The following is a 22,454-nucleotide window of genomic DNA, read 5'->3' as shown; positions in this document are numbered from 1 at the left end:
TTCTTAAAAACCGCTGCGGCATTATCTTGTCTAATATCCACATCATAAATAAACCCTCACTATGTCACTAAACAATTTAAAATTTGAAACGCTACAGGTACATGCGGGTCAGGAAGTTGATCCAACAACCGGATCAAGAGCTGTTCCGTTATATCAAACATCATCATACGTTTTCAAAAGCTCAGAGCACGGAGCAAATTTGTTTGCGCTGAAGGAATTCGGTAATATCTATACCAGAATTATGAACCCCACTACGGATGTTTTCGAAAAGAGAATAGCCGCTTTAGAAGGTGGAATCGCAGCTCTCGCAGTAGGCTCTGGTCAGGCTGCACAGTTCATAGCACTTAACAATATACTTGAAGCCGGTGATAACTTCGTCGCCTCATCTTTCCTTTACGGAGGGACATATAATCAGTTCAAAGTTTCTTTCAAACGTCTGGGTATAGAAGCCCGCTTTGCGAATGGGGACGATCCTTCAAGTTTCGAACAGCATATCGATGATAAAACAAAGGCGATTTACCTGGAAACCATAGGTAATCCAAGCTTCAGTGTTCCTGACTTTGAAAAGTTCGCACAATTAGCTCAGAAGTATGATCTGCCGCTTATCGTCGATAATACTTTCGCAGCCGGAGGATATCTTTTCAGACCATTGGAGCATGGAGCGCACATCGTCGTGGAATCTGCAACCAAGTGGATCGGCGGTCACGGAACCAGTATTGGTGGAGTGATTGTTGACGGAGGAACCTACAACTGGGGAAATGGAAAATTCAAATCTTTTACCGAGCCTTCAGAAGGATACCATGGTATGGTCTTCAATGATGTTTTTGGCTTAGGCGGACCGTTCGGTAACATCCAGTTTATTATCAGAGCACGCGTAGAAGGCTTACGGGATTTTGGAGCGGCATTGTCGCCTTTCAACTCCTTCATGTTTATCCAGGGACTCGAAACATTGTCGCTGCGCGTACAGCGCCATGTTGACAACGCTTTGGAGCTCGCCCGTTGGCTGGAACAACACCCTCAGGTAAAGAATGTCAACTATCCGGGACTGGAAAGCAACCGTTATCACGCAAACGCTAAGAAATACCTGCGCAACGGTTTTGGGGCTGTATTATCATTCGAGTTAAATGGGGAGAAAGAGAATGCAGTAAAATTTGTTGATGCACTGCAGCTTACCAGTCACCTGGCAAACGTTGGCGATGCGAAAACACTCATTATACAGCCTTCAGCAACAACTCACCAGCAGCTAAACGAGAGCGATCAGCTTCTTGCAGGCGTTAAGCCAGCCGAGTTGCGCGTATCTGTCGGAATTGAACACATCGATGATATTAAGGCAGACTTCGAACAGGCTTTTGCCAAAATATCAATATAGCGCTAAGAGCTAGATTTCAAAAAGTCCCGGTTCCGGCCGGGACGTGCTTATAAGTGAATGAACATAAAAAAATACACATACACGGGTACATTTAAGTTAGAGAACGGTTCTGAATTGGCAGAACTTGAGATCGCTTATCAGACCTTCGGTACGCTCAATGAAAGAAAGGATAACGTTGTTTGGGTATGTCACGCATTGACTGCTAATGCCGACGTATTTGACTGGTGGAAAGGTTTGTTTGGCGAAAATGAGCTCTTCAATCCACGGGAACATTTCATTGTATGTGCGAATATACTCGGGTCAAACTACGGTACAACGAATCCGCTTTCGATAAACCCTGCTACCGGTGAACCCTGGTACCTGACTTTCCCTCAATTTAACACCCGCGATCTTGTAAGTGTACAGAAGATACTGGCGGATTATCTTGAAATTACCACAATAGACATCCTGATAGGCGGTTCATTAGGAGGTCAGCAAAGTCTGGAGTGGGCACTACTTGAACCAAACCGGATTAACAGACTGATCCTGATGGCTACGAACGCCAAACACTCCCCCTGGGGCATCGCATTTAATGAAAGTCAGAGACTGGCGCTGTCGGCAGATCCGACATTTTACTCGAACACTCCGGATGGTGGCATTAAGGGACTGAAGGCAGCCCGTAGTATTGCCCTCCTATCCTACAGGCATTACGATACATACGCCATCTCCCAGCAGGAGATCTCCAATGACAAGACCGATGACTTCAAAGCTTCATCTTATCAGAACTATCAGGGAGATAAGCTGGTAAAGCGATTCAACGCATACAGCTACTGGTACTTGAGCAAAGCGATGGACAGCCATAATATTTTCAGGGGCAGAGAACACGATCCTAAGATATTAGATGCAGTAAAGGCGCAGACAATGGTGATCGGAATAACGTCCGACATTTTATTTCCGCCTGCTGAGCAGCGTTTTATTGCCGAACATATTCCAGGTGCCCGCTATGTAGAGATCAGCTCCTTTTATGGTCATGACGGCTTTCTGGTAGAAACCGAAACACTTACTCACGAAATAAGCAATTTTCTTAAAAGCACAATCAGCGGTTCAGAAACCGGCCGCATCACAAATTTACAGCATTAATGAGCACAAAATTAACTATAGGGCTATTTGGGTTTGGAGTTGTAGGTCAGGGATTAAATGATATTATCCGTACAAAAGACCTGAATCTTGAAATTAAAAAGATAGCCATCAAGAATCCCGGTAAGAAACGTTCGCTACCCGAGGATCTTTTTACAACTGATGCATCGATCATCCTTAATGATCCGGAAATCAACACAATCGTTGAGCTGATCAATGACGCAGATGCAGCTTACGAGATTGTCAAGGCCGCTCTGCAGAGTGGCAAGAACGTAGTTTCTGCTAATAAAAAGATGGTTGCGACACATCTGGAAGAATTTCTCCATATTCAGGAACAGTATGGAACTTCTCTTTTGTATGAAGGTGCCGTTTGTGGAAGTATTCCCATCATCCGGAACCTTGAGGAGTATTACGACAATGAGCTTCTATACTCGATAAGAGGTATTTTCAACGGCTCATCAAACTATATTCTGTCAAAGACCTTCAGCGAGAATCTTGATTATGACACCGCTTTAAAACAGGCACAGGATCTCGGCTTCGCCGAAACAAATCCGATCCTGGATGTAGGAGGCTTTGATGCTAAATATAAGCTCGTTATAGCGGCCTCTCATGCATACGGCGTTTTGCCAAATCCTGAGGACGTGTTTAACATAGGCATTCAGAACCTCTCGTCTAAAGATATTCAATACGCTAAAGAAAAGAATTACAAGATCAAGCTGGTGCCAACGGCACTTGAATTCGGCGAAAAGCAGGTTGTCTTGTACGTTCTGCCGAAGATGATAAAGTCGGATGATTTTCTTTACAACGTCGAAAACGAGTATAACGGTGTGATTGTACAGGCGGCATTTGCCGATCAACAATTCTTCTTTGGAAAGGGAGCCGGCGGTCACCCAACTGGTTCTGCGGTTCTTTCCGACATCACCGCACTTCGATATGAGTACAAGTATGAATACAAGAAGTACCGGTCAAACAAGGGTTTTGTCTTATCTAACGATTACGAGCTAAATGTGTACCTCCGTTATAGCGACGAGGCGGTACTTTCAAAGCTCGAGCTTTCTGAAGTAACCGAGAGGTTCTACTCCCCTGATTTTAGCTATGTAATTGGTAAAGTTGCTTTGAGCCAGCTCATCGCTAACGCGGAACTTCTGGACCATCCTGAAATCTTTATTGCAGAGATAGGCAGCGTGCTTGCCCCTTCAGTATAAACTCTAAAATAGTATCAAAGTCTCCGGAGACTTTGATACTATTTCCTGCTAATAAAGCTGTTGTCTTTAATATAGTATCTCCAGGGGATATCGCGATAAACGCCCTGAATATTCAAGCCGATTCTGGAAGTTTCAACCATCTGATCACCGGTAATTTCCGGAGCGTCTTCTATCCAAACTATCTCGCTTTGGAGCGAAATGCCATCATGCTTTTTCTGAAGCCCCATTGCTTTCGCTAGCGCACCCGGTCCCTTGCACAGCCTCTTCATATCTTGAATACCCCGGCGTTCGCACATGTGTGGAATCCCCTCAAGGGGTTGGAGTGCTCTGATCAGCACCGCGTGCGAATCGCCCTCTTTTCCCGTGACAATGTTTAGCATATCATGGATACCGTAGCAGATATACATGTAAATAAGCCCTCCTTCCGCATACATCGTTTCATTACGCGTCGTTCTTCGGTTTTTATACGCGTGTGAGCCAAGGTCCTCGGGTCCACGATAGGCCTCCACTTCGGTTATCATTCCAGAAGTGTATATGCCGTCAATGAACGTACATAACTTTTTACCCAGCAACTGCCTGCATACAGCGAGGGTATCGTCATTCTTATAGAATTCAGGTGGCAGTAAATCAGCAGTACGCATACACTTAAAGGTGGATCAACCTGATTATTTCCTCAAGATATTGCTGATCGACTTCGCTGAACTCTGCCAATGATGAGCTGTCGACATCAAGCACACCCACAACCGCATCATCTTTAAAGATCGGTACAACAATCTCCGACCGCGATAGTGAGCTACAGGCGATGTGGCCAGGAAAGGCGTCCACATCGGGTACAATTAAGGTCTCTCCCCTGTCCCACGCTGCACCACAAACCCCTCTGCCCCTTGCAATCCGCGTACAAGCCACCGGACCCTGGAATGGACCGAGTACCAGTTCATCCCCCTTCACCAGATAGAAACCTACCCAGAAAAAGTTGAACTGCTCTTTCAACGCGGCACTTACATTAGCCAAATTGGCTATCAGGTCGGTTTCTCCATCAAGTAATCCAGCAATTTGCGGGATAAGCGATCTGTATTGCTCTTCCCGGCTTCCTGTGTTAATATTCAGATCTTCTGCCATGCCGTAAAAGTACTTTATTAAATTTATTTTTGTCAATTGATAAACACATATATGATGACCAACAAAAAGAAGAGAGTTTTGATTACCTCATTGCTCGCTCTGCTTATTTCGGGTTCGGCTTACGTACCGCCCGACGAAGGTATGTTCCCTCTTAGTGAACTGAAAAATGTTAATCTGAATAAGGCGGGTTTGAAGATTGACCAAAAAGAAATCTATGATCCGGAAGGTAAAAACGCCAGCCTTGTTGATGCGTTAGTGCGTGTGGGTGGCTGTACTGGATCCTTTATTTCAGATCAGGGACTGATTATCACGAACCATCATTGTGCTTTCAGTGCGGTTCAGCTTGCCAGCACGCCAGAGCACGACTATCTTGAGAAAGGCTTCGTAGCACAAGATAAGTCTGCGGAGATCGAAGCGAAAGGAATGACTTGCCGGATTACCGACAGTTATGAAGATGTGTCTGAAAAGATCTTGTCTGCAGTAGCGAACGTGACCGATCCGGCTTCGCGTATACGGGTAATCAACTCAGAGATGAAGAGACTTGCTTCTGAAGCAGTGGCTAAGGATTCGACGATTGAAGCCGAAGTTTCAGAAATGTTCATCGGCAAGACCTATGTGCTTTTCAAATACAAGATTATTAAGGACGTCAGGCTGGTTTACGTTCCCTCACGTAACGTAGGTGAATTCGGCGGTGAAACCGACAACTGGGTATGGCCACGTCACACAGGAGATTTCTCCTTTATGCGGGCGTACGTAGCACCCGATGGATCTCCTGCGGCTTATTCAAAAGACAATGTCCCTTATACGCCAAAGAAATTCCTGAAAGTAAACGCAAATGGAGTTAGCGAAGACGACTTTGTTTTTATACTCGGGTATCCCGGTCGTACATTCAGACACCGCCCTGCTCAGTTTATGGCTTATCAGCAGAATTTCCTGCTTCCCTATGTATCCAACTTGTACGACTTTCAGAATAGGGCAATGGCCGAAGCCGGAAAAAAGAACAGAGCAACGGATATTAAGCTGGCAACACGCGTTAAACGCAACGCAAACGTTCTTAAGAACTATAACGGAAAACTTAAAGGGCTCAGGGGACTTGACCTCGTAAAGGAGAAACAGCAGGAAGATGAGGCACTTGCTGCCTACATCAACGAGAACGTGGAGCTGAAAGCCAGATATGGTAATCTGATGTCTGATATAGATAATCTTTACAAATTGATTTTCAATGATGTATATCAGGATATGTGGCTGACACAGATCTACAGTAGTACCAGTCTTCTTGACGTTGCGAAGCGGATCAACGACTTCAAAGCTTTGATGCTGTCTAAGCCTGCTGCCGAAAGAAGTAAGTTCTTTGCTGACAATGCGGCGAGCTTGAAAAAGTCATTATCAGACCGCTATGAAAGCTTTGACATCGACGCTGACAAGACTATACTCACCCGTATGCTGGAGGATGCAGCCAAGCTCCCTAAGAACCAGAGGATAGATGTTGTAGATAAACAGGTGATCAAAGGGTTTAATCCGGATGAACAGATAGACAAATTTGTAAACAGTCGCTACCAGTATACACGTTTGAAAGACCAGGACTATGTGATGAGTACTTTGCTCAAATCGCCCAAATCCCTAACAGACTATAACGATCCGTTGCTTGTATTCGAAAGGGAAATTAACAGCCAGATTGAGGCGCTGAAACCTGAAAAGGATCGCCGCGATGGTCAGCTCAACAAGCTGATGGGAGATTATGTTGCGGTTAAGGAAAGATTCAAGAAAAGAGATTTTATTCCTGATGCAAATAGCACCTTGCGCCTGACATTCGGGTACGTAAGAGGCTTTTCTCCCGCAGATGCTACCTATATGAAGCCGTTCACAACCATTAAAGGTTTACTTGAGAAAGGCAGCAGTGAGAATCCCGATTTTAGCTATCCTGCAGCAATCAAACAGCTGTGGCTTGCGAAAGACTTTGGAGCGTTCATTAAGAAGGACCTGAATGATGTTCCTGTGTCCTTTTTATACAACCTGGATACCACAGGCGGTAATTCCGGTTCTCCGGTAATGAACGATAAGGGAGAACTGATCGGAGTTAACTTTGATCGTGCGTATGAGGCTACTATTAACGATTATGCCTGGAACGAGAACTATAGCAGATCCATTGGCGTTGACATTCGTTACGTGCTTTGGGTGGCGTCGCGGGTAGACAAAGCGAACTTTCTGCTTGAAGAAATAGGTGTTAAACCTGAATGAAGATAGATAATAAGCTCTTGTAAAAGCAAACGAGGCTGCGTCAATTAAAGAATGACGCAGCCTCGTTTGCTTTATATATTTACCCGAACAAGATTATACGGCAGGCTCCTGCTGGCTCAAGCAGTGAAAGCTACCCAAGCCCCAGATAATGTCGGTTGAGTCTATGCCGACAGTCTCCCGGTCAGGATAACAACTGCTAATGATGTCGAGGGCCTTATCGTCAGCTTCGCAGCGGTAGGTTGGAACGATTACATGTTTGTTACTGATGTAGTAGTTCGCGTATGAGGCCGGTAAGCGCTGATCATCGAAAACAACCGGATCAGGCATCGGCAGTTCAATCACATTGAGCTGTTTTCCGTTAAGCAGGCGCAGTTTACCCAGGCTATCGAGGTTCTTCTGTAACAACGAATAATTGTCGTCATAGATATTTGTCTCGACGACTGACAATACTGTGTCGCTGTTCACAAAGCGGATAGTATCATCGATGTGGCCGTCGGTATCGTCGCCCTCTATTCCTTCCTCTACCCACAGCACCTGTTCAGCTCCATAGAACTCGCAGAGGTACTCTTCAATCTCGCCCTTTGAAAGGTGAGGATTGCGGTTTTCATTCAAAAGGCAACAGGTAGATGTAAGGATCGTTCCGGCTCCATTGAACTCTACAGATCCTCCTTCCATAACGATGCCGGGGTGAAACACGGGTAGATTGAACGCCTCCCCGATTAACGTAGGAATGATATCATCCTGATCAAACGGAGGGTATTTACCGCCCCAGGCATTGTATCCCCAGTCTACGATAACCTTTTTGTTCTCAGCCTGCGGGTTGATCAAAAAAGCCGGACCATGATCCCGGCACCAGGCGTCGTCAGTCTTGTGAAAGAAAAACTCAACCTTGGACAGATCAGCTCCCGACTGTTCTATATGCCGGAGCGCAAGGCGCTTCATTTGCTCGTCAGCTACGTTTATTCTGACCTTCTCACTCCATGACAGCACCTTTATGAACTGGGCATACTGCGCAAAGATAGCGTCGATTTTGCCCGGCCAGCTGGCTTCTTTGTGGGGCCAGGAAAGCCATGTGGCTTCGTGAGGCGCCCATTCGGCCGGGAAGGTATAGCCTAGACTATTCGGTGTACTTCCGTTTGCAAAAAGCGGGAATGCAGCCTGCGGGAATTTACTGTTCATCAATATAGCGATTTGTTATCGGTGCGTATGAGTCGATCCGCCTGTCGCGAAGGAACGGCCAGTGGGTACGGTATCGGTCAGACTTGCTAAGATCAAGCTCAAGTACATGGTTCTCTTCTTCGGTATGTGATGCCTGATAAAGTACTGTTCCAAAAGGGTTAGCGATGAAAGAACCGCCCCAGAACTTCATATGACCCTCATCTCCTGTGCGGTTTACAGAAACTACGTGTACTCCGTTAGCAACGGCATGGCTGCGTTGAATAGTCTGCCATGCATTATACTGCTCCGTATTGGTATCGACCTCCTGGGATGATGCCCACCCGATCGCGGTCGGAAAGAACAGAATTTCTGCACCCATCAGCGCGGTGATACGTGCCGCTTCAGGGTACCACTGATCCCAACAGATGAGTACGCCGATCTTGGCGTATTTGGTGTCAAACACCTTATAGCCCATATCGCCAGGCGTGAAATAGAACTTTTCGTAATAACCGGGGTCATCCGGGATATGCATCTTGCGATACTTGCCGAGATAAGCTCCATCAGCATCAAGAACAGCTGTGGTATTGTGATATAAACCTTGTGCGCGTTTTTCAAACAATGAAGCGATAATTACAACATTGAGCTCCTTTGCCACTTCAGATAATGCATCTGTTGAAGGGCCAGGGATTGTCTCCGCAAGTAAAAAGTTGTCATAATCTTCGACATCACAAAAATAGAGTGAAGTGAATAACTCCTGTAAGCAAACGATTTGCGCTCCCTCTGCCGCAACCTCTCTGATTTTAGAGATCGTTTTTCTAAGATTGTCTTCCTTGCCCGAAGTGCAGCTCATCTGCACTAGTCCTACTTTGACTTTCTGATTCATCTAATACTTGTATGTTTTGCAAAAATAATCAAACTTGCACAATATTCGCCTATTGTATTAAACCAAAGCAATTTAATATATTAGAGAAAAACTATCCAAGCCTTGATCCGTTAACTGCATACCAAAACTATAAACCTTGAAAACAGACGTTGAGAACAGAAACGCCGAGCCTCCGAAAGATGAGGTTTTCCGCAATCAGATAAATAATGTTTCAGACTTCAAATTCGGTACTACGGTTGTTAATGTCTTTGATGACATGGTGAACCGTTCCGTACCGTTCTATGAAGAAATGCAGCGAATGATTTCAGAACTTGCTGCAGATCACGCCCTTCCGGGTACGGTGGTTTATGATCTGGGATGTTCGACAGGAACAACGATGATCGGTATGAATGAGACCGTGCAGGGGGATATTAAATTTATCGGCATTGACGATGCATCGGAGATGTTGAAGAAGTGCGATACCAAGCTTAAAGAAGCTGGCTTTGTACGTCCCTATGAACTTATCGAAGCAAATATCCAGCAGGATTTTAAAGTTGAAAACGCCTCTGTTGTGGTTCTGTGCCTCACGCTTCAGTTTATCCGTCCGATATGTCGTGAAAAGGTGCTGAGAAAAATTGTCGAGGGCCTTGTTCCCGGTGGTGTTCTTATCCTCGTTGAGAAGATTCTGGCCGAAGAGAGTCTCTTTAACAGAAGCTTCATTAAGTACTATTACGATTACAAGAGAAGAAATTACTATAGCGAAATGGAGATCTCCCAGAAACGTGAAGCATTAGAGAACGTCCTGATCCCTTACAAACTGTCGGAGAACATCCTGATGTTGAAAGAGTCAGGCTTCAATCATTGCGAAGTGTTCTTTAAGTGGTATAATTTTTCAGGACTAATCGCAGTAAAGAATTAAGATGGTTTCTATCGGCAACTTTTTCTTCAAGTACAGGAACGTACTTTTTATCTTTCTTTATCTGGCGCTCTTCATTCCTTCGCCACATATTTTTACAGAAGCCAAATTCGGAAGTGACTACTATCTATGGCCTATCTCCCTTGGATTGATCATCACGGTAAGCGGACAGCTGATCCGGGGATTGACCATCGGCCTCGCGTATATTGTTCGCGGTGGGCAGAACAAGAAGGTGTACGCAGAGAAACTCGTTACGGAAGGCATATTTAACCACTGCCGTAATCCGCTTTATGTTGGCAATATATTGATGCTGCTGGGCGTAGGAATTCTTGCGAATTCCGTACTGTTTGTATGCATATTGATGCCCCTCTTCCTGTTTATCTATCAGGCCATTGTACTTGCTGAAGAGCATTTCCTCCGGAACAAGTTTGGGACCGATTTCGTACGGTACTGTGAACGAGTAAACAGGTGGTGGATCAACTGGAGCGGAATCCGGCGCACGTTCTCGGGAATGAGATTCAATATAAGAAGATGGATTCTAAAGGAGTATAATACGCAGTTTGTCTGGCTGGTTGGAATAACGTTGATCCTCCTGATCTACTATCCGCAGGTAACCAGCAATGATAATGACTTCAGGAACTTACTGATCATCGTGTTTCTGACAGCGTTGACAGCCGTTTACCTTTTTGTGAGATATCTTAAAAAATCAGGTCGGATGGTGGATTGACACCGCCCGCTGACCTCCAAACCAAAAACTAACCAATTATTTTATATGAGCTTCTTTTACGATAACTTAATTTATCTTATCCCGCTGTTGGGTGTGCTTGGAATAATAGTCATGTTTTCTAAATCACAGTGGGTTATCAGGCAGGATGCCGGTGATGAAGAGATGCAAAAATTAGCGGGCTACATCGCCGCAGGTGCTATGGCGTTTCTGAAAGCGGAGTGGAAGATCCTGACCTACTTCGCAATTGTTACAGGTGCATTGCTCTTCTGGTCGGGAACGCTCGTAGAAACATCAAGCTGGATGATTTCGGTATCGTTCTTAATCGGGGCGTTTACCTCCGCCCTGGCAGGATATATCGGGATGAACATTGCGACTAAGGCGAACGTACGGACGACGCAGGCGGCGAAGACAAGTCTTTCCAAAGCTTTCCGCGTTGCCTTCAACGGTGGCTGTGTAATGGGCCTTGGAGTGGCCGGACTTGCGGTGTTAGGCTTAGGCTCTCTGTTCATCGTCTTTTATCAAATCTACGTGGTGCAGACCGGGGCTTCGGTTAACGGGCAGAGCATGGAGCGCGCACTGGAGGTTCTTGCCGGATTTTCTTTAGGTGCCGAATCGATTGCACTGTTTGCACGTGTCGGCGGCGGAATCTATACGAAGGCTGCGGATGTAGGTGCTGACCTTGTTGGCAAGGTAGAGGCCGGAATTCCGGAAGATGATGTAAGGAACCCGGCCACTATAGCCGACAACGTGGGCGATAATGTGGGAGATGTGGCAGGTATGGGCGCCGACTTGTTTGGCTCATATGTCGCAACCATATTGGCTACCATGGTGCTGGGGCGTGAAATTGTGTCGCAGGATGACTTTGGGGGCATTGCTCCTATCCTCTTGCCCATGCTGATCGCTGGTGTGGGGCTGTTTTTCTCTATCGTTTCTACGTTCTTTGTTCGCGTGAAGAATGAATCTGACAGTGTGCTTGCCGCCCTAAACCTGGGAAACTGGGCATCAATCATCCTGACGGCAGTAGCATCTTATTTTGCTGTTGCGTGGATGTTGCCTGACACGATGCTTATAAGAGGATTTTCGTTCAGCAAAGAAGATGTGTTTTATTCCATTGTGGTGGGTCTGGTAGTGGGAGCTCTCATGAGTTTGATAACGGAGTATTATACTGCTATGGGAAAAAGGCCTGTGAGGTCGATCGTCAATCAGTCATCCACGGGGCATGCAACCAATATCATAGGAGGCTTGTCGGTCGGTATGGAGTCCACCTTCCTTCCTATACTGGTGCTTGCCTGCGGGATTTATGGGTCTTTCTATTTCGCAGGGCTTTACGGAGTGGCGATCGCAGCTGCTGGTATGATGGCAACGACCGCTATGCAGTTAGCTATAGATGCGTTTGGGCCGATTGCTGATAATGCGGGGGGTATTGCGGAGATGAGCAAGTTGCCGGCAGAAGTGCGTGAGCGCACGGACAATTTGGACGCGGTTGGTAATACTACCGCTGCCACCGGAAAGGGCTTTGCGATCGCATCTGCTGCCCTTACCTCACTGGCTTTATTTGCGGCTTTTGTTGGTATAGCAAGAATTGACTCCATTGATATTTACAAGGCGAATGTGCTTGCAGGTCTGTTTGTGGGTGGGATGATCCCGTATATTTTTTCTTCTCTCGCGATTGCCGCGGTTGGAAGGGCTGCCATGGACATGGTACAAGAAGTAAGAAGGCAGTTTCGGGAGATACCTGGAATCATGGAATACAAAGCGCGGCCTGAATATGAAAAGTGTATCGCCATTTCTACAAAGGCATCAATTCGCGAGATGCTGCTTCCGGGGAGCATAGCCCTCATTGTTCCGGTACTTGTCGGGTTTACACTTGGTCCCGAGGTTCTTGGCGGTGTCCTCGCGGGCGTGACCGTTTCGGGTGTTCTTATGGGAATGTTCCAGTCGAACGCCGGAGGAGCATGGGATAATGCCAAGAAGTCCTTTGAAAAGGGTGCCGTCATCAACAACGAGACATTTTACAAGAACTCTGAGCCTCACAAAGCTTCAATTACCGGCGATACTGTGGGAGATCCGTTCAAAGACACTTCAGGTCCTTCGATGAATATCCTTATTAAGTTGATGTCTATTGTTTCTTTGATTATCGCGCCGCACATCTCTGGTCACCAGTCGGTTACTGCTGTTCAGAGAATGCCGAAAACAGAACAGCAGGCCAGTTCTCCCCCTCTTACGGTTCACGTAAATGATGGGTTTAAAGCCAAATAACGCGTCTATTGACGTAAATCACCTTCTTTTTAAACTGAAAAAGCGTTAGGTTTGATTTCTATTTTACCGTCATGTTCCATAAAAAATCTATTGAACAATTACTTTTAGAGGCAGGTGCAAGTGGTGAGGGGCACCTGAAGCGAACGCTTTCCAGTTTTAATCTCATAGCTCTTGGTGTGGGTGCCATTATAGGTGCCGGATTGTTTTCGCTTACAGGTATCGCTGCTGCTGAGAACGCGGGACCTGCGGTTACGATATCATTTGCGCTGGCTGCGGTTGCATGTGCCTTTGCCGGCTTGTGTTACGCGGAATTTGCGTCAATGATTCCGGTAGCCGGTAGTGCATATACCTATTCATATGCCACTTTAGGTGAGTTTATGGCGTGGATCATTGGCTGGGACCTGGTTCTTGAATATGCACTGGGGGCGGCTACCGTTTCGGTAAGCTGGTCGCGCTACCTGTTGGAGATTCTCCACAAGTACAATATCACGATTCCGCATGAGTTAGCCGTGTCCCCCTGGGAAACGGTACGCCTTGGCGACGGGACCGTTATCGACGGAGGTATGATCAATCTACCAGCTGTTTTTATCGTATTTCTCTTGTCCCTCGTGTTAATGCGGGGTACTAAAGAATCGGCTGCGATCAACAACGTCCTGGTTGTTGTGAAGATAGGCGTCGTTGTTTTATTTATTGCTTTAGGATGGAGCCATATCAATCCGGATAACTATCACCCATACATTCCTGAGAATACAGGTGTTTTTGAGCACTTTGGTTGGACGGGAATATCGACAGGTGCTGCTGTGGTCTTCTTTGCCTTCATCGGTTTTGATGCTGTCTCTACGGCAGCTCAGGAGGCTAAGGACCCGCAACGAGGCATGCCGATAGGGATTATCGGATCCTTGCTTGTATGCGTCGTCTTGTATGTGCTGTTTGCCCACGTGATGACAGGTCTGGTAAATTACAAGGATTTTGCAGGCGACGCGAAGCCCGCGGCGACGGCATTTGCGATGACTGGCTATTCATTTCTGCAGGATGGTTTGATCATCGCCATTCTTGCCGGTTATACATCTGTGCTTCTGGTGATGCTGATGGGCCAGTCACGTGTCTTCTATACAATGGCGAAAGACGGGTTATTACCTAAGTTCTTTGGTGCCATACACAAAAAGTTCTATACTCCCTGGAAGACAAATTTGTTTTTCATGGTCTTCGTGAGCCTTTTTGCAGGATTTGTTCCGGTTTCTGACCTCGGACACATGGTTAGTATCGGTACATTGTTCGCATTCGCACTTGTGTGCTTCGGTATTCTTGTTCTTCGGAAGAGGCTACCGAATGCTGTACGCCCATTCAGAACCCCATGGGTGCCTGTAGTACCAGTGCTTGGTATACTGGTCTGCGTTTATCTGATGTACTCGCTCCCTTCTGAAAGCTGGATCAGACTTATGGGTTGGATGCTTCTGGGAGTTATTGTATACTTCGGCTACGGGAAACGCCACAGCAAAATAAGGCAGTTGCGGGAAGAAAATAATGTATAAAGCTCTTTTAATCTTAATATCTTTGCGGGCATCTTAATGCCCGTAAAATGAGTGAGTACTTAAAGTTTGATCATAAGCAGATTCTGTCTGTAACGATGATCTTGTTTGCCATAATTGATATTATAGGTTCAATTCCCGTAGTTATTGAACTGAGAAAGAAGGCGGGTCATATTCAATCAGAAAAGGCAACGATAGTGTCTATGATATTGATGACTCTCTTCCTGTTCCTGGGAACGGAGTTGCTGAACCTGATCGGCCTGGATGTGGCATCTTTCGCTATAGCCGGTTCCTTTGTTATCTTCTTCATTGCGATGGAAATGATTCTCGGCATAAACCTGTTCAAGGAAGATGTGCCGGAGAGCGTGTCGATAGTTCCGCTTGCTTTTCCTCTTATTGCTGGTGCAGGGACAATGACAACGCTTCTATCACTTAAGTCGGAGTACGATACCCAGAATATCCTCGTGGGTATTTTCCTGAACATGATCTTCGTTTATTTTGTATTGAAGAAGGTTATCTGGCTGGAGCGATTAATGGGTAAGTCGGGATTAAATGTGCTGCGTAAGGCTTTCGGTATTATTCTTTTAGCTATCGCAATCAAATTGTTTAAGAATAACACAGGACTATAGATAGTTAGCTAGCGGATCAGTCTGGCCACGAACATACTGTCGGCCTTCTTGTCATAACCACGTATCAATTCCATGCTTTCGAGTTTCAGATTGAAGGTCTTCATGAAGTACTCCACATTATCCTCATTTTCTTCTGCGAATATAGAGCAGGTAATGTAAACCAGAGGCTTGTCTTCTTTCATAAACTTGACCACGTTTGCGGCGATCATTCGCTGTAGTCGCTGAAATGTAGCGATTTGCCGGTCATTGAACTGGCTGATCAGTTCGGGACTTCGCCCCCATGTGCCGGATCCCGTGCATGGTGCATCAAGGATAATGCCGTCAAATGAATAGCTGTGCAGAAATAAAGAGGGGTCTTTAGTCAGGTCCAGTATTTTCTTCTGATAAGCCTTCAGGCCCGCAGCACGAAAGCGTTCGTCGAGGTTCTCCAGTATGTTTTCCCTTACATCGGAAACCATCAGTTTGACGGTAGGTTCCTGATGAAATAAGTGCAGGGATTTCCCCCCGGAAGCGGCACAGGCATCCCACCAGTAATCATACTTTGATGGCTTGAAATACTCGCCTGCTCGCTGCGATGACAGGTCCTGCACCTCAAATAAGCGGTCGGTTGTGCTAAAAAGCTGATCCAGTTTGACCCTGTTCGGTAAGGCCAGACAATGATCATTCACTTGCCGGTATGGCACTTCATTCTGATTGAGCTTTGCTTGCACCAGCGCCATCTTTCCCGGATGTACGCGAATGAATAAATCGGGCTGCTGAAACAAAGAAACGAGAAATCGCCGACTTTCCAAGCCTTTAGAAAAATGCCCCGTAAATGGGTACACGTCTTCAATGTTAAAGTCGGTGTTGTTCTCCAGGAATGCTATACGGTCATCAAGAGGTTGATCTGCCTCGGCGTAGAGATCTGGTTGCAGTGCCTGCAGGAAAAGGCTTTCTTTACCTTCGCAAAGATACTCCGCAAACATGAGGCGTTCGGCCGGAGGTAAATCAGCGCATGCTTTGCCCAGACGGAAGTAGTTATAGAGAAGGCGACTGGCTGTACGCCTGTCGCCTGATCCCATATTTTTATGTTCACGAAAATAGCCGGGAAGGAACCGGGAAAGTTGCATCGTTTCAGGATACGCTTCCAGTATTCTAAGGAAAGTCCTGAGCTGATTTTCGTATTTATTGGACATCTTTTATTCCCATTCAATAGTTGCCGGTGGCTTAGATGATATATCAAAAACCACTCTGTTAATGCCTTTTACATTATTGATGATCTCATTCGATATTTTGCCCAGCAGATCATACGGGAGATGGCTCCAGTCTGCAGTCATACCGTCCATTGATCCTACGGCGCGGAGACAGATAACATGTTCGTATGTACGCTCATCACCCATTACACCAACAGATTGAACAGGCAGGAAGATTGCTCCGGCTTGCCAAACTTTATCATACCATCCGGAATTCCGCAGGTTATTGATGTAGATGGCGTCAGCTTCCTGTAGTATTGCGATACGTTCAGGTGTTATTTCGCCAATTATACGAATAGCTAAACCCGGTCCCGGGAAAGGATGGCGGCCAAGCAGCGCATCGTCTAAGCCTAAGGCCTTGCCTACACGGCGGACCTCATCTTTGAAGAGCGTATTCAGTGGCTCAACAACCTTAAGCTTCATGAAGTCAGGAAGACCACCAACATTATGGTGAGATTTTATCGTTGCAGACGGTCCATTCACGGACACAGACTCGATAACATCCGGGTATATCGTTCCTTGTCCCAGCCATTTAACGTCCTGCACGTCATGCGCTGCCTGATCGAATACTTCGATGAATGCTGCGCCGATGATCTTTCTTTTTTGTTCAGGATCCTTAACGCCGGTAAGCTGACCTACAAAAAGGTCTTTAGCGTCGATGCCGCGGACATTGAGGCCCATGTGCTGATATGAATCCAGCACTTGTTGATATTCGTCTTTTCTTAGCAAGCCGTTGTCGACGAATATACAATGCAGGTTTTTTCCGATTGCCTTATGAAGGAGCACTGCCGCTACGGAAGAATCAACGCCTCCCGAAAGGCCAAGTACCACCTTGTCATCGCCAAGTTTTTCCCTTAAGCCCTGAATTGTGCTGTCGATGAAAGAATCAGGATTCCAGTCCTGGCTGCAACCGCAAATATTCAGGAGAAAATTTTCCAATAACTGCTTTCCATCAGTGCTATGAGTAACTTCCGGATGGAATTGGATGCCGTAAGTCTGTGTCCCTTTGATCTGGTACGCCGCTACGCGGACTGTGTCTGTACTCGCGATCACCTCAAAGTCGTCTGCTATTTCGGCAATTGTGTCGCCATGAGACATCCAAACCTGCGAATTGGAGTTGATGTCTTTAAAAAGTGGGTTATTGTTGTTGACGTACTGCAGGTGCGCGCGTCCGTATTCCCGGATTGTAGAGGGAACTACATCTCCGCCGGAATTATAGGCGAGGTATTGTGCGCCGTAGCATACGCCGAGCAGAGGATATTTCTTATGAAAAAGATTGAAGTCAATCTGAGGAGCATCAGCCTGTCTTACAGATGCAGGGCTTCCTGAAAATATGATGCCTTTAACACTTTCGTCAACCTCCGGAAGGTGGTTGTATGGGTGGATCTCACAGTAAACGTTAAGTTCTCTAACCCGGCGTGCAATAAGCTGAGTATATTGCGAACCGAAGTCAAGAATGATAATTTTCTCTTGCATGGGCGAAATTACAAAATATCAATAAAAATCACAAATATAAGGCTAGGGCTGCGAAGTACTACGGTGCTCCTCCATAAGATTTTTCACGAAGGTTCCTATCTGAAGCATTACTTCGAAGTTTAGATAGGCACCGTCGGGATTAAACACGTATTCGTTCTGCGAGAGCGAATAGCGGATTATTCCCAGGGGAAAATCTTCGAAGGATTTAACGTAGTAAATCTTTGTGTTCACAAATTTATCAGCAAGAATAAAGTTTACGGGTTTTTCCATGGAGCTGCTAAAATATGAAAATGCCTATTTTTTCCCTGTAATAACTTTATTAAAACCGTCGAAATTCCAGTATTTGTTTGCCAGTTGAAGAAGTTCATCCGAAGAAATAGTTTTAATCACCTGGATATAACGCGAGTAGTAATCGTAATCCAGATTGGACAGGAAGATGCTTTTGAACTTCTCGGCATGGGAAAAAGCATTTTCCAGACTTCCGAGGAATGATCCGAGCATATAATTGCGTACGAGTTCCAGTTCTTCCTGAGGTATCAGCGTAGTCTTTAGTAAGGAAATCTCTTTCTCAATCTCCGTTAGTGTTGAGGAGCAAACATCAGAACCGACTTCAGAAGCGATTAAGAAGTACCCTGCGTTCTGGAGGGATACTTGTGCCGAACCGATGCCGTAGGTGTAGCCCTTGTCTTCGCGAATATTTGCCATTAGACGGGATCCGAAATACCCTCCGAGCACCGTGTTCAGGAACTGGAGAGCCGGAAAGTCCGGGTGACTGCGCACAACAGAAATCTGTCCGATGCGGATTGCAGACTGAAGCGAGTCGGGCTTTTCAGTAAAAAATACGCCGCCCTTTGTTTGAGGGAAGGAGAAAACGTTTTTTTGAAATTCGGTACTGGTGCTCCATCCGGTTCCGAACTGTCTGTTTATTTTGGAAATGGTGAGCTCATCAACTTTCCCTGACGCTATAATAACGCAGTTTCCAGGCTGGTAAGCTTTTTTATAATAATCAAGTAACTGCTCACGATCAATTCTGTCGTAGTCCTCTGCTTCGATGGAATAACCGTAAATGGAGTCTCCGAAAAGGGAATGGTTAAATACGCGTCTGGTAATAACGTCATTCTTTTCGAGGCTGACAGTAAGCTTCTGCTTCTGAGTTCGGATGAGCGTATCTAATTCTTCCTGAGGAAATATGGCATCTGTTAATACCTCCCTGATAACAGGCAGGACATTATCAAGATGTTTGCTCAGGGTGTATAAAGTAAGTGAGGAATAATCGAAACTGTATTCAGGCTGGATGAAGGCGCCGTAGCTGTCAATGCTTTCTGAGATCTGGTAAGAAGACAGTGAGCTCGTTCCCTCGATGATCAGTGCGTTTGTTGCATAAGCCTGAAGTGGACGGGATACGTCCCAGTTCACATTGTTGAATATAAATTCGAGGCGTACAAGCTCCTGCTCACCTGCGTCAACAACATAGAGTTTTATTCCATTGTCAAGCAGCCTGTGGGTTGGTTGCAGCAGGCTGATCTCTTCTATCGATCTAAACTCGGGCGCTATGGTTCTGTTTATCATGAATTTGACAGGTAAAGTAAGGTAGAGGAGTTTTCTTTTCTAAAGATTGATTGAGCACGAACACGAACATCCTCAGCCGTAACTTTGAGGTAGCGAGCGGTTTCCTTATTCAATGCATCAGCATCACCAAGTACTTCGAAATAGGCAAGGTTCATCGCTTTGTCGAGCAAGCTCATTTCAGCAAACACCATTGTTGACTCGATCTTGTTTTTGACTTTGCTGAGTTCAACTTCGGGTACGTGCTCTGAACAAAGTTGATTCAAGACATCCCAGATGGCAGCCTCCGCATCTTCCATACTTACACCGTCAGAGGGCTTTCCATCGATAATCAGGAGTCCTGGGTCTGAACTTCCGGTTAAAGATGCGTTGATGTCTGTAAACATCTTTTTGTCTTTGATGAGGTTGCTGTACAAACGTGAGGAATTTCCCCTCGATAAGATATCCCCGATCAAATCCGCTTCGTAATATCCCTGGTCGTTCTTCGCTGGTACATGGAAGGCGATGTAAATTGCACTAACAGGGACATCGCTGTGATGAGTGATGCGTCTTGCGCTTGTTTGTATCGGTTCCTGAGGTAGAACTCTGTGGTATTTTTCACCTGAAGGAATGTCTGAAAACCACTTCTCTGCCAGGCGCTTAACCTCTTCGGTTTTCACGGCACCGCCTACAACCATAATTGCGTTGTTTGGATTATAGTGTTTCTTGAAAAAGGCTTTTACATCGTCGATGTTTGCATTTTCAATGTGCGAAAGTTCCTTCCCTATTGTGGGCCACATGTAAGGGTGCTTTGTATAGGCCAGCGGTCGCAACATGAGCATCACGTCACCATAGGGCTGGTTGAGGTAGCGTTGTTTGAATTCCTCGCAGACCACGTTACGCTGGACTTCGAGGCTTTTTTCTGAAAATGCAAGGCTAAGCATCCTGTCGCTCTCCAGCCAAAATGCTGTTTCGAGGTTAACTGCCGGTAGGGTTACGTAATAGTTGGTGATATCGTTGCTTGTGAAGGCGTTGTTCTCCCCTCCCACTCGTTGCAAGGGTTCGTCGTATGAGGGAATATTTACGGAGCCGCCAAACATCAGGTGCTCAAAAAGATGAGCGAATCCGGTTTGTGAGGGGTTCTCGTCTCTGGCACCTACATCATACAATATGTTCACTACAGCCATGGGCGTAGTTGGATCTTCATGAACAAGAACGGTCAGCCCGTTGTCTAATGTAAATCTGTCAAATTTTACCATTAAGGTTAATTTCAGGTTAAGGAGCAAAGGTAAAGGATTTAAATTAAGTGGTGTAACAAATTCTCTATCAGAAAAACAATCTATTCTTTCAGATCGTGCTTTTTTTCGTAATTTTGTAACCCGTACAAAAGAACGTAGGAACACGCATTTGAAAGTCGTGAACCTTGTTTAAATCCATCACACTCATGACCAAATACATATTTGTTACGGGCGGCGTTACTTCGTCGTTAGGGAAAGGAATCATTTCCGCTTCATTAGCAAAACTGTTACAAGCCCGTGGCTACCGCGTTACAATCCAAAAGTTCGACCCGTATATTAACATTGACCCCGGCACACTGAATCCCTATGAGCATGGAGAATGCTATGTTACAGAGGATGGAGCTGAAACAGATCTTGACCTCGGACATTATGAGCGCTTCCTTAATGTTCCTACGTCTCAGGCAAACAATATTACTACGGGACGTATCTACCAGAACGTCATCCAAAAGGAGCGTGAAGGTGCGTATCTAGGAAAAACGGTTCAGGTTGTTCCTCATATAACCGACGAGATTAAGCGGAATATGACTTTGCTTGGTCAGGATGGAGAATTTGATATTGTCATCACTGAGCTTGGAGGTACTGTAGGTGATATCGAGTCTCTGCCTTTTATAGAAGCAGTACGTCAGTTAAGATGGGAGCTCGGAAGCAGTAACTCACTTGTCATTCACCTTACTTTGGTACCGTTCCTAGCGGCTGCCGGTGAACTGAAAACAAAACCTACGCAGCACTCTGTTAAGATGCTGCTTGAATATGGTATTCAGCCCGATATACTTGTATGTCGTACTGAGCATCAGCTGTCAGCAGATATCAGACGTAAAGTTGCGCTGTTCTGTAACGTGAACATCAATGCGGTTATCGAGTCGATTGATGCTCCGACGATCTATGACGTACCTCTGCTGATGTTAAAAGAACAGCTAGATAAGACCGTTCTTTCGAAGTTGAAGCTCCCGCTGAAGAGTGATCCGAATCTGGAAAATTGGAAGAATTTTCTTGGAAGGCTTAAAAACCCTACTTCTGAAATCAAAATCGGCCTGGTAGGTAAGTATGTGGAGTTACCGGATGCTTATAAATCCATCACTGAAGCATTTGTACATGCAGGTGCGAGCAATGAATGTAAGGTAAAGGTTATCTCCATCCATTCGGAAAGCATTACCAACGAAAACGTGGCAGAGCGTCTGGCTGGACTGAACGGTGTACTCGTTGCTCCTGGATTTGGAAGCCGTGGCATCGAAGGCAAGATTATTGCCATCCGTCACGTACGTGAAAATAACATTCCGTTCTTTGGTATCTGTTTAGGAATGCAGTGTGCAGTGGTGGAATTCGCCAGAAACGTACTCGACCTGAAAGACGCAAACAGCATTGAAATGGATGAACAAACACCGTTTCCGGTGATCTCCATGATGGAAGAACAGAAAAAGATCAAGAACAAGGGAGGAACAATGCGACTTGGGTCTTATGTATGCGACCTTAAAAAAGGTAGCAAGGCATTTAATATCTATGGTAAATCACAGATATCTGAAAGACACAGACATCGTTATGAATTTAATAATGAGTTCCTTAAGAAGTTTGAGGACGCGGGAATGATTGCGTCAGGCATCAACCCGGAGAATGGCCTTGTTGAGATAGTAGAACTTAAGAACCATCCATTTTTTGTAGCGGGACAGTTCCATCCTGAATTAAAGTCAACAGTTGCTAATCCACATCCGCTTTTTGTTAACTTTGTCGCCGCTTCACTAGCACATTCAAGAAAAAACAACAAAAAATAAAGAACAGATA

At 45.7% G+C, this 22,454-nt stretch carries 19 protein-coding genes; 10 read left to right on the top strand and 9 right to left on the bottom strand.

Translation table 11 applies throughout. The annotated features are described in order from the left end of the window. The first annotated feature begins 61 nt into the window (after positions 1-61). From ACO1NU_RS03855 to ACO1NU_RS03845, 3 genes are read left to right on the top strand one after another with little or no spacing between them, the layout of a single operon-like run. A complete protein-coding gene (locus ACO1NU_RS03855) occupies positions 62-1,369 on the top strand; it encodes an O-acetylhomoserine aminocarboxypropyltransferase/cysteine synthase family protein (protein ID WP_448817144.1) in 1,308 nt (435 codons plus the stop codon). Between the two features lie 57 nt (positions 1,370-1,426). Further along, positions 1,427-2,488, top strand: a complete 1,062-nt coding sequence (locus tag ACO1NU_RS03850) for a homoserine O-acetyltransferase family protein (RefSeq protein WP_448817143.1) — start codon at positions 1,427-1,429, stop codon at positions 2,486-2,488. After that, positions 2,488-3,690, top strand: coding sequence for a homoserine dehydrogenase (locus ACO1NU_RS03845; protein WP_448817142.1), 1,203 nt, complete (start codon positions 2,488-2,490; stop codon positions 3,688-3,690). Before ACO1NU_RS03850 ends, ACO1NU_RS03845 begins: the two co-directional genes overlap by 1 nt. A 38-nt stretch (positions 3,691-3,728) precedes the next feature. Here ACO1NU_RS03845 and ACO1NU_RS03840 read toward each other — a convergent pair whose 3' ends face one another. Together ACO1NU_RS03840 and ACO1NU_RS03835 are read right to left on the bottom strand one after the other, a co-directional pair. After that, positions 3,729-4,331 carry a DNA-3-methyladenine glycosylase gene (locus tag ACO1NU_RS03840; RefSeq protein WP_448817141.1) on the bottom strand — a complete coding sequence of 201 codons (603 nt, stop codon included), beginning with the start codon at positions 4,329-4,331 and terminating at the stop codon, positions 3,729-3,731. A gap of 4 nt (positions 4,332-4,335) precedes the next feature. Continuing rightward, complete coding sequence (locus tag ACO1NU_RS03835; RefSeq protein ID WP_448817140.1) at positions 4,336-4,809, bottom strand: GAF domain-containing protein; 474 nt, start codon at positions 4,807-4,809, stop codon at positions 4,336-4,338. A gap of 51 nt (positions 4,810-4,860) precedes the next feature. Between ACO1NU_RS03835 and ACO1NU_RS03830 the strand changes: the two genes are divergently transcribed. Beyond that, positions 4,861-7,047 (top strand): S46 family peptidase, encoded by a 2,187-nt coding sequence (locus ACO1NU_RS03830; RefSeq protein WP_448817139.1) that lies wholly within the window; start codon positions 4,861-4,863, stop codon positions 7,045-7,047. A 93-nt stretch (positions 7,048-7,140) separates the two neighbouring features. Here the strand turns inward: ACO1NU_RS03830 and ACO1NU_RS03825 are convergent, their stop codons facing one another. Both ACO1NU_RS03825 and ACO1NU_RS03820 read right to left on the bottom strand, forming a co-directional pair. After that, on the bottom strand, positions 7,141-8,226 hold the full coding sequence (locus ACO1NU_RS03825) for an agmatine deiminase family protein (RefSeq protein ID WP_448817138.1): 1,086 nt from the start codon (positions 8,224-8,226) through the stop codon (positions 7,141-7,143). Then, positions 8,216-9,088 (bottom strand): carbon-nitrogen hydrolase, encoded by an 873-nt coding sequence (locus ACO1NU_RS03820; protein ID WP_448817137.1) that lies wholly within the window; start codon positions 9,086-9,088, stop codon positions 8,216-8,218. The genes ACO1NU_RS03825 and ACO1NU_RS03820 overlap by 11 nt, the downstream gene beginning before the upstream one ends. Positions 9,089-9,224: 136 nt before the next feature. Here ACO1NU_RS03820 and cmoA point away from each other — a divergent pair, with 136 nt between their 5' ends. The 5 genes from cmoA to ACO1NU_RS03795 all read left to right on the top strand — a co-directional run bounded on the left by cmoA (position 9,225) and on the right by ACO1NU_RS03795 (position 15,127). Beyond that, positions 9,225-9,986 (top strand): carboxy-S-adenosyl-L-methionine synthase CmoA, encoded by a 762-nt coding sequence (gene cmoA, locus ACO1NU_RS03815; protein ID WP_448817136.1) that lies wholly within the window; start codon positions 9,225-9,227, stop codon positions 9,984-9,986. A 1-nt stretch (position 9,987) separates the two neighbouring features. Then, entirely contained in the window at positions 9,988-10,710 is a 723-nt protein-coding gene (locus ACO1NU_RS03810; RefSeq protein ID WP_448817135.1) for a methyltransferase family protein, read from the top strand. 45 nt (positions 10,711-10,755) lie between these two features. Beyond that, entirely contained in the window at positions 10,756-12,969 is a 2,214-nt protein-coding gene (locus tag ACO1NU_RS03805) for a sodium-translocating pyrophosphatase (protein WP_448817134.1), read from the top strand. Between the two features lie 71 nt (positions 12,970-13,040). Beyond that, positions 13,041-14,501, top strand: coding sequence for an amino acid permease (locus ACO1NU_RS03800; protein ID WP_448817133.1), 1,461 nt, complete (start codon positions 13,041-13,043; stop codon positions 14,499-14,501). A gap of 47 nt (positions 14,502-14,548) precedes the next feature. Beyond that, positions 14,549-15,127, top strand: a complete 579-nt coding sequence (locus ACO1NU_RS03795; protein ID WP_448817132.1) for a MarC family protein — start codon at positions 14,549-14,551, stop codon at positions 15,125-15,127. 8 nt (positions 15,128-15,135) lie between these two features. Here ACO1NU_RS03795 and ACO1NU_RS03790 read toward each other — a convergent pair whose 3' ends face one another. The 5 genes from ACO1NU_RS03790 to ACO1NU_RS03770 are packed head-to-tail and all read right to left on the bottom strand — an operon-like array spanning position 15,136 to position 20,639. Beyond that, positions 15,136-16,302, bottom strand: coding sequence for an RsmB/NOP family class I SAM-dependent RNA methyltransferase (locus ACO1NU_RS03790; protein WP_448817131.1), 1,167 nt, complete (start codon positions 16,300-16,302; stop codon positions 15,136-15,138). Between the two features lie 3 nt (positions 16,303-16,305). After that, positions 16,306-17,835, bottom strand: coding sequence for a glutamine-hydrolyzing GMP synthase (guaA, locus tag ACO1NU_RS03785; RefSeq protein WP_448817130.1), 1,530 nt, complete (start codon positions 17,833-17,835; stop codon positions 16,306-16,308). Positions 17,836-17,877: 42 nt separating this feature from the next. After that, on the bottom strand, positions 17,878-18,105 hold the full coding sequence (locus tag ACO1NU_RS03780; RefSeq protein WP_448817129.1) for a hypothetical protein: 228 nt from the start codon (positions 18,103-18,105) through the stop codon (positions 17,878-17,880). 24 nt (positions 18,106-18,129) lie between these two features. After that, complete coding sequence (locus ACO1NU_RS03775) at positions 18,130-19,404, bottom strand: M16 family metallopeptidase (RefSeq protein ID WP_448817128.1); 1,275 nt, start codon at positions 19,402-19,404, stop codon at positions 18,130-18,132. Continuing rightward, positions 19,401-20,639: a M16 family metallopeptidase gene (locus ACO1NU_RS03770; RefSeq protein WP_448817127.1), complete on the bottom strand. Its 1,239-nt coding sequence runs from the start codon at positions 20,637-20,639 to the stop codon at positions 19,401-19,403. The genes ACO1NU_RS03775 and ACO1NU_RS03770 overlap by 4 nt, the downstream gene beginning before the upstream one ends. Before the next feature lie 185 nt (positions 20,640-20,824). Here ACO1NU_RS03770 and ACO1NU_RS03765 point away from each other — a divergent pair, with 185 nt between their 5' ends. Further along, complete coding sequence (locus tag ACO1NU_RS03765) at positions 20,825-22,444, top strand: CTP synthase (RefSeq protein ID WP_448817126.1); 1,620 nt, start codon at positions 20,825-20,827, stop codon at positions 22,442-22,444. The last annotated feature ends 10 nt before the right edge of the window (positions 22,445-22,454 follow it).

It is taken from the genome of Arcticibacter sp. (assembly GCF_053551015.1).
Note: the sequence above shows the minus strand (reverse complement) of the source record. Positions and strands in the feature narration are given on the sequence as shown.

Coding starts and splice junctions, on each gene's coding strand:
- ACO1NU_RS03800 (WP_448817133.1), top strand. CDS start 13,041: ATGTTCCATAAAAAATCTATTGAACAATTACTTTTAGAGGCAGGTGCA.
- ACO1NU_RS03835 (WP_448817140.1), bottom strand. CDS start 4,809: ATGGCAGAAGATCTGAATATTAACACAGGAAGCCGGGAAGAGCAATAC.
- ACO1NU_RS03855 (WP_448817144.1), top strand. CDS start 62: ATGTCACTAAACAATTTAAAATTTGAAACGCTACAGGTACATGCGGGT.
- ACO1NU_RS03795 (WP_448817132.1), top strand. CDS start 14,549: ATGAGTGAGTACTTAAAGTTTGATCATAAGCAGATTCTGTCTGTAACG.
- ACO1NU_RS03775 (WP_448817128.1), bottom strand. CDS start 19,404: ATGATAAACAGAACCATAGCGCCCGAGTTTAGATCGATAGAAGAGATC.
- ACO1NU_RS03825 (WP_448817138.1), bottom strand. CDS start 8,226: ATGAACAGTAAATTCCCGCAGGCTGCATTCCCGCTTTTTGCAAACGGA.
- ACO1NU_RS03770 (WP_448817127.1), bottom strand. CDS start 20,639: ATGGTAAAATTTGACAGATTTACATTAGACAACGGGCTGACCGTTCTT.
- ACO1NU_RS03850 (WP_448817143.1), top strand. CDS start 1,427: ATGAACATAAAAAAATACACATACACGGGTACATTTAAGTTAGAGAAC.
- ACO1NU_RS03820 (WP_448817137.1), bottom strand. CDS start 9,088: ATGAATCAGAAAGTCAAAGTAGGACTAGTGCAGATGAGCTGCACTTCG.
- guaA (WP_448817130.1), bottom strand. CDS start 17,835: ATGCAAGAGAAAATTATCATTCTTGACTTCGGTTCGCAATATACTCAG.
- ACO1NU_RS03765 (WP_448817126.1), top strand. CDS start 20,825: ATGACCAAATACATATTTGTTACGGGCGGCGTTACTTCGTCGTTAGGG.
- ACO1NU_RS03845 (WP_448817142.1), top strand. CDS start 2,488: ATGAGCACAAAATTAACTATAGGGCTATTTGGGTTTGGAGTTGTAGGT.
- ACO1NU_RS03805 (WP_448817134.1), top strand. CDS start 10,756: ATGAGCTTCTTTTACGATAACTTAATTTATCTTATCCCGCTGTTGGGT.
- ACO1NU_RS03840 (WP_448817141.1), bottom strand. CDS start 4,331: ATGCGTACTGCTGATTTACTGCCACCTGAATTCTATAAGAATGACGAT.
- ACO1NU_RS03830 (WP_448817139.1), top strand. CDS start 4,861: ATGATGACCAACAAAAAGAAGAGAGTTTTGATTACCTCATTGCTCGCT.
- ACO1NU_RS03810 (WP_448817135.1), top strand. CDS start 9,988: ATGGTTTCTATCGGCAACTTTTTCTTCAAGTACAGGAACGTACTTTTT.
- ACO1NU_RS03790 (WP_448817131.1), bottom strand. CDS start 16,302: ATGTCCAATAAATACGAAAATCAGCTCAGGACTTTCCTTAGAATACTG.
- ACO1NU_RS03780 (WP_448817129.1), bottom strand. CDS start 18,105: ATGGAAAAACCCGTAAACTTTATTCTTGCTGATAAATTTGTGAACACA.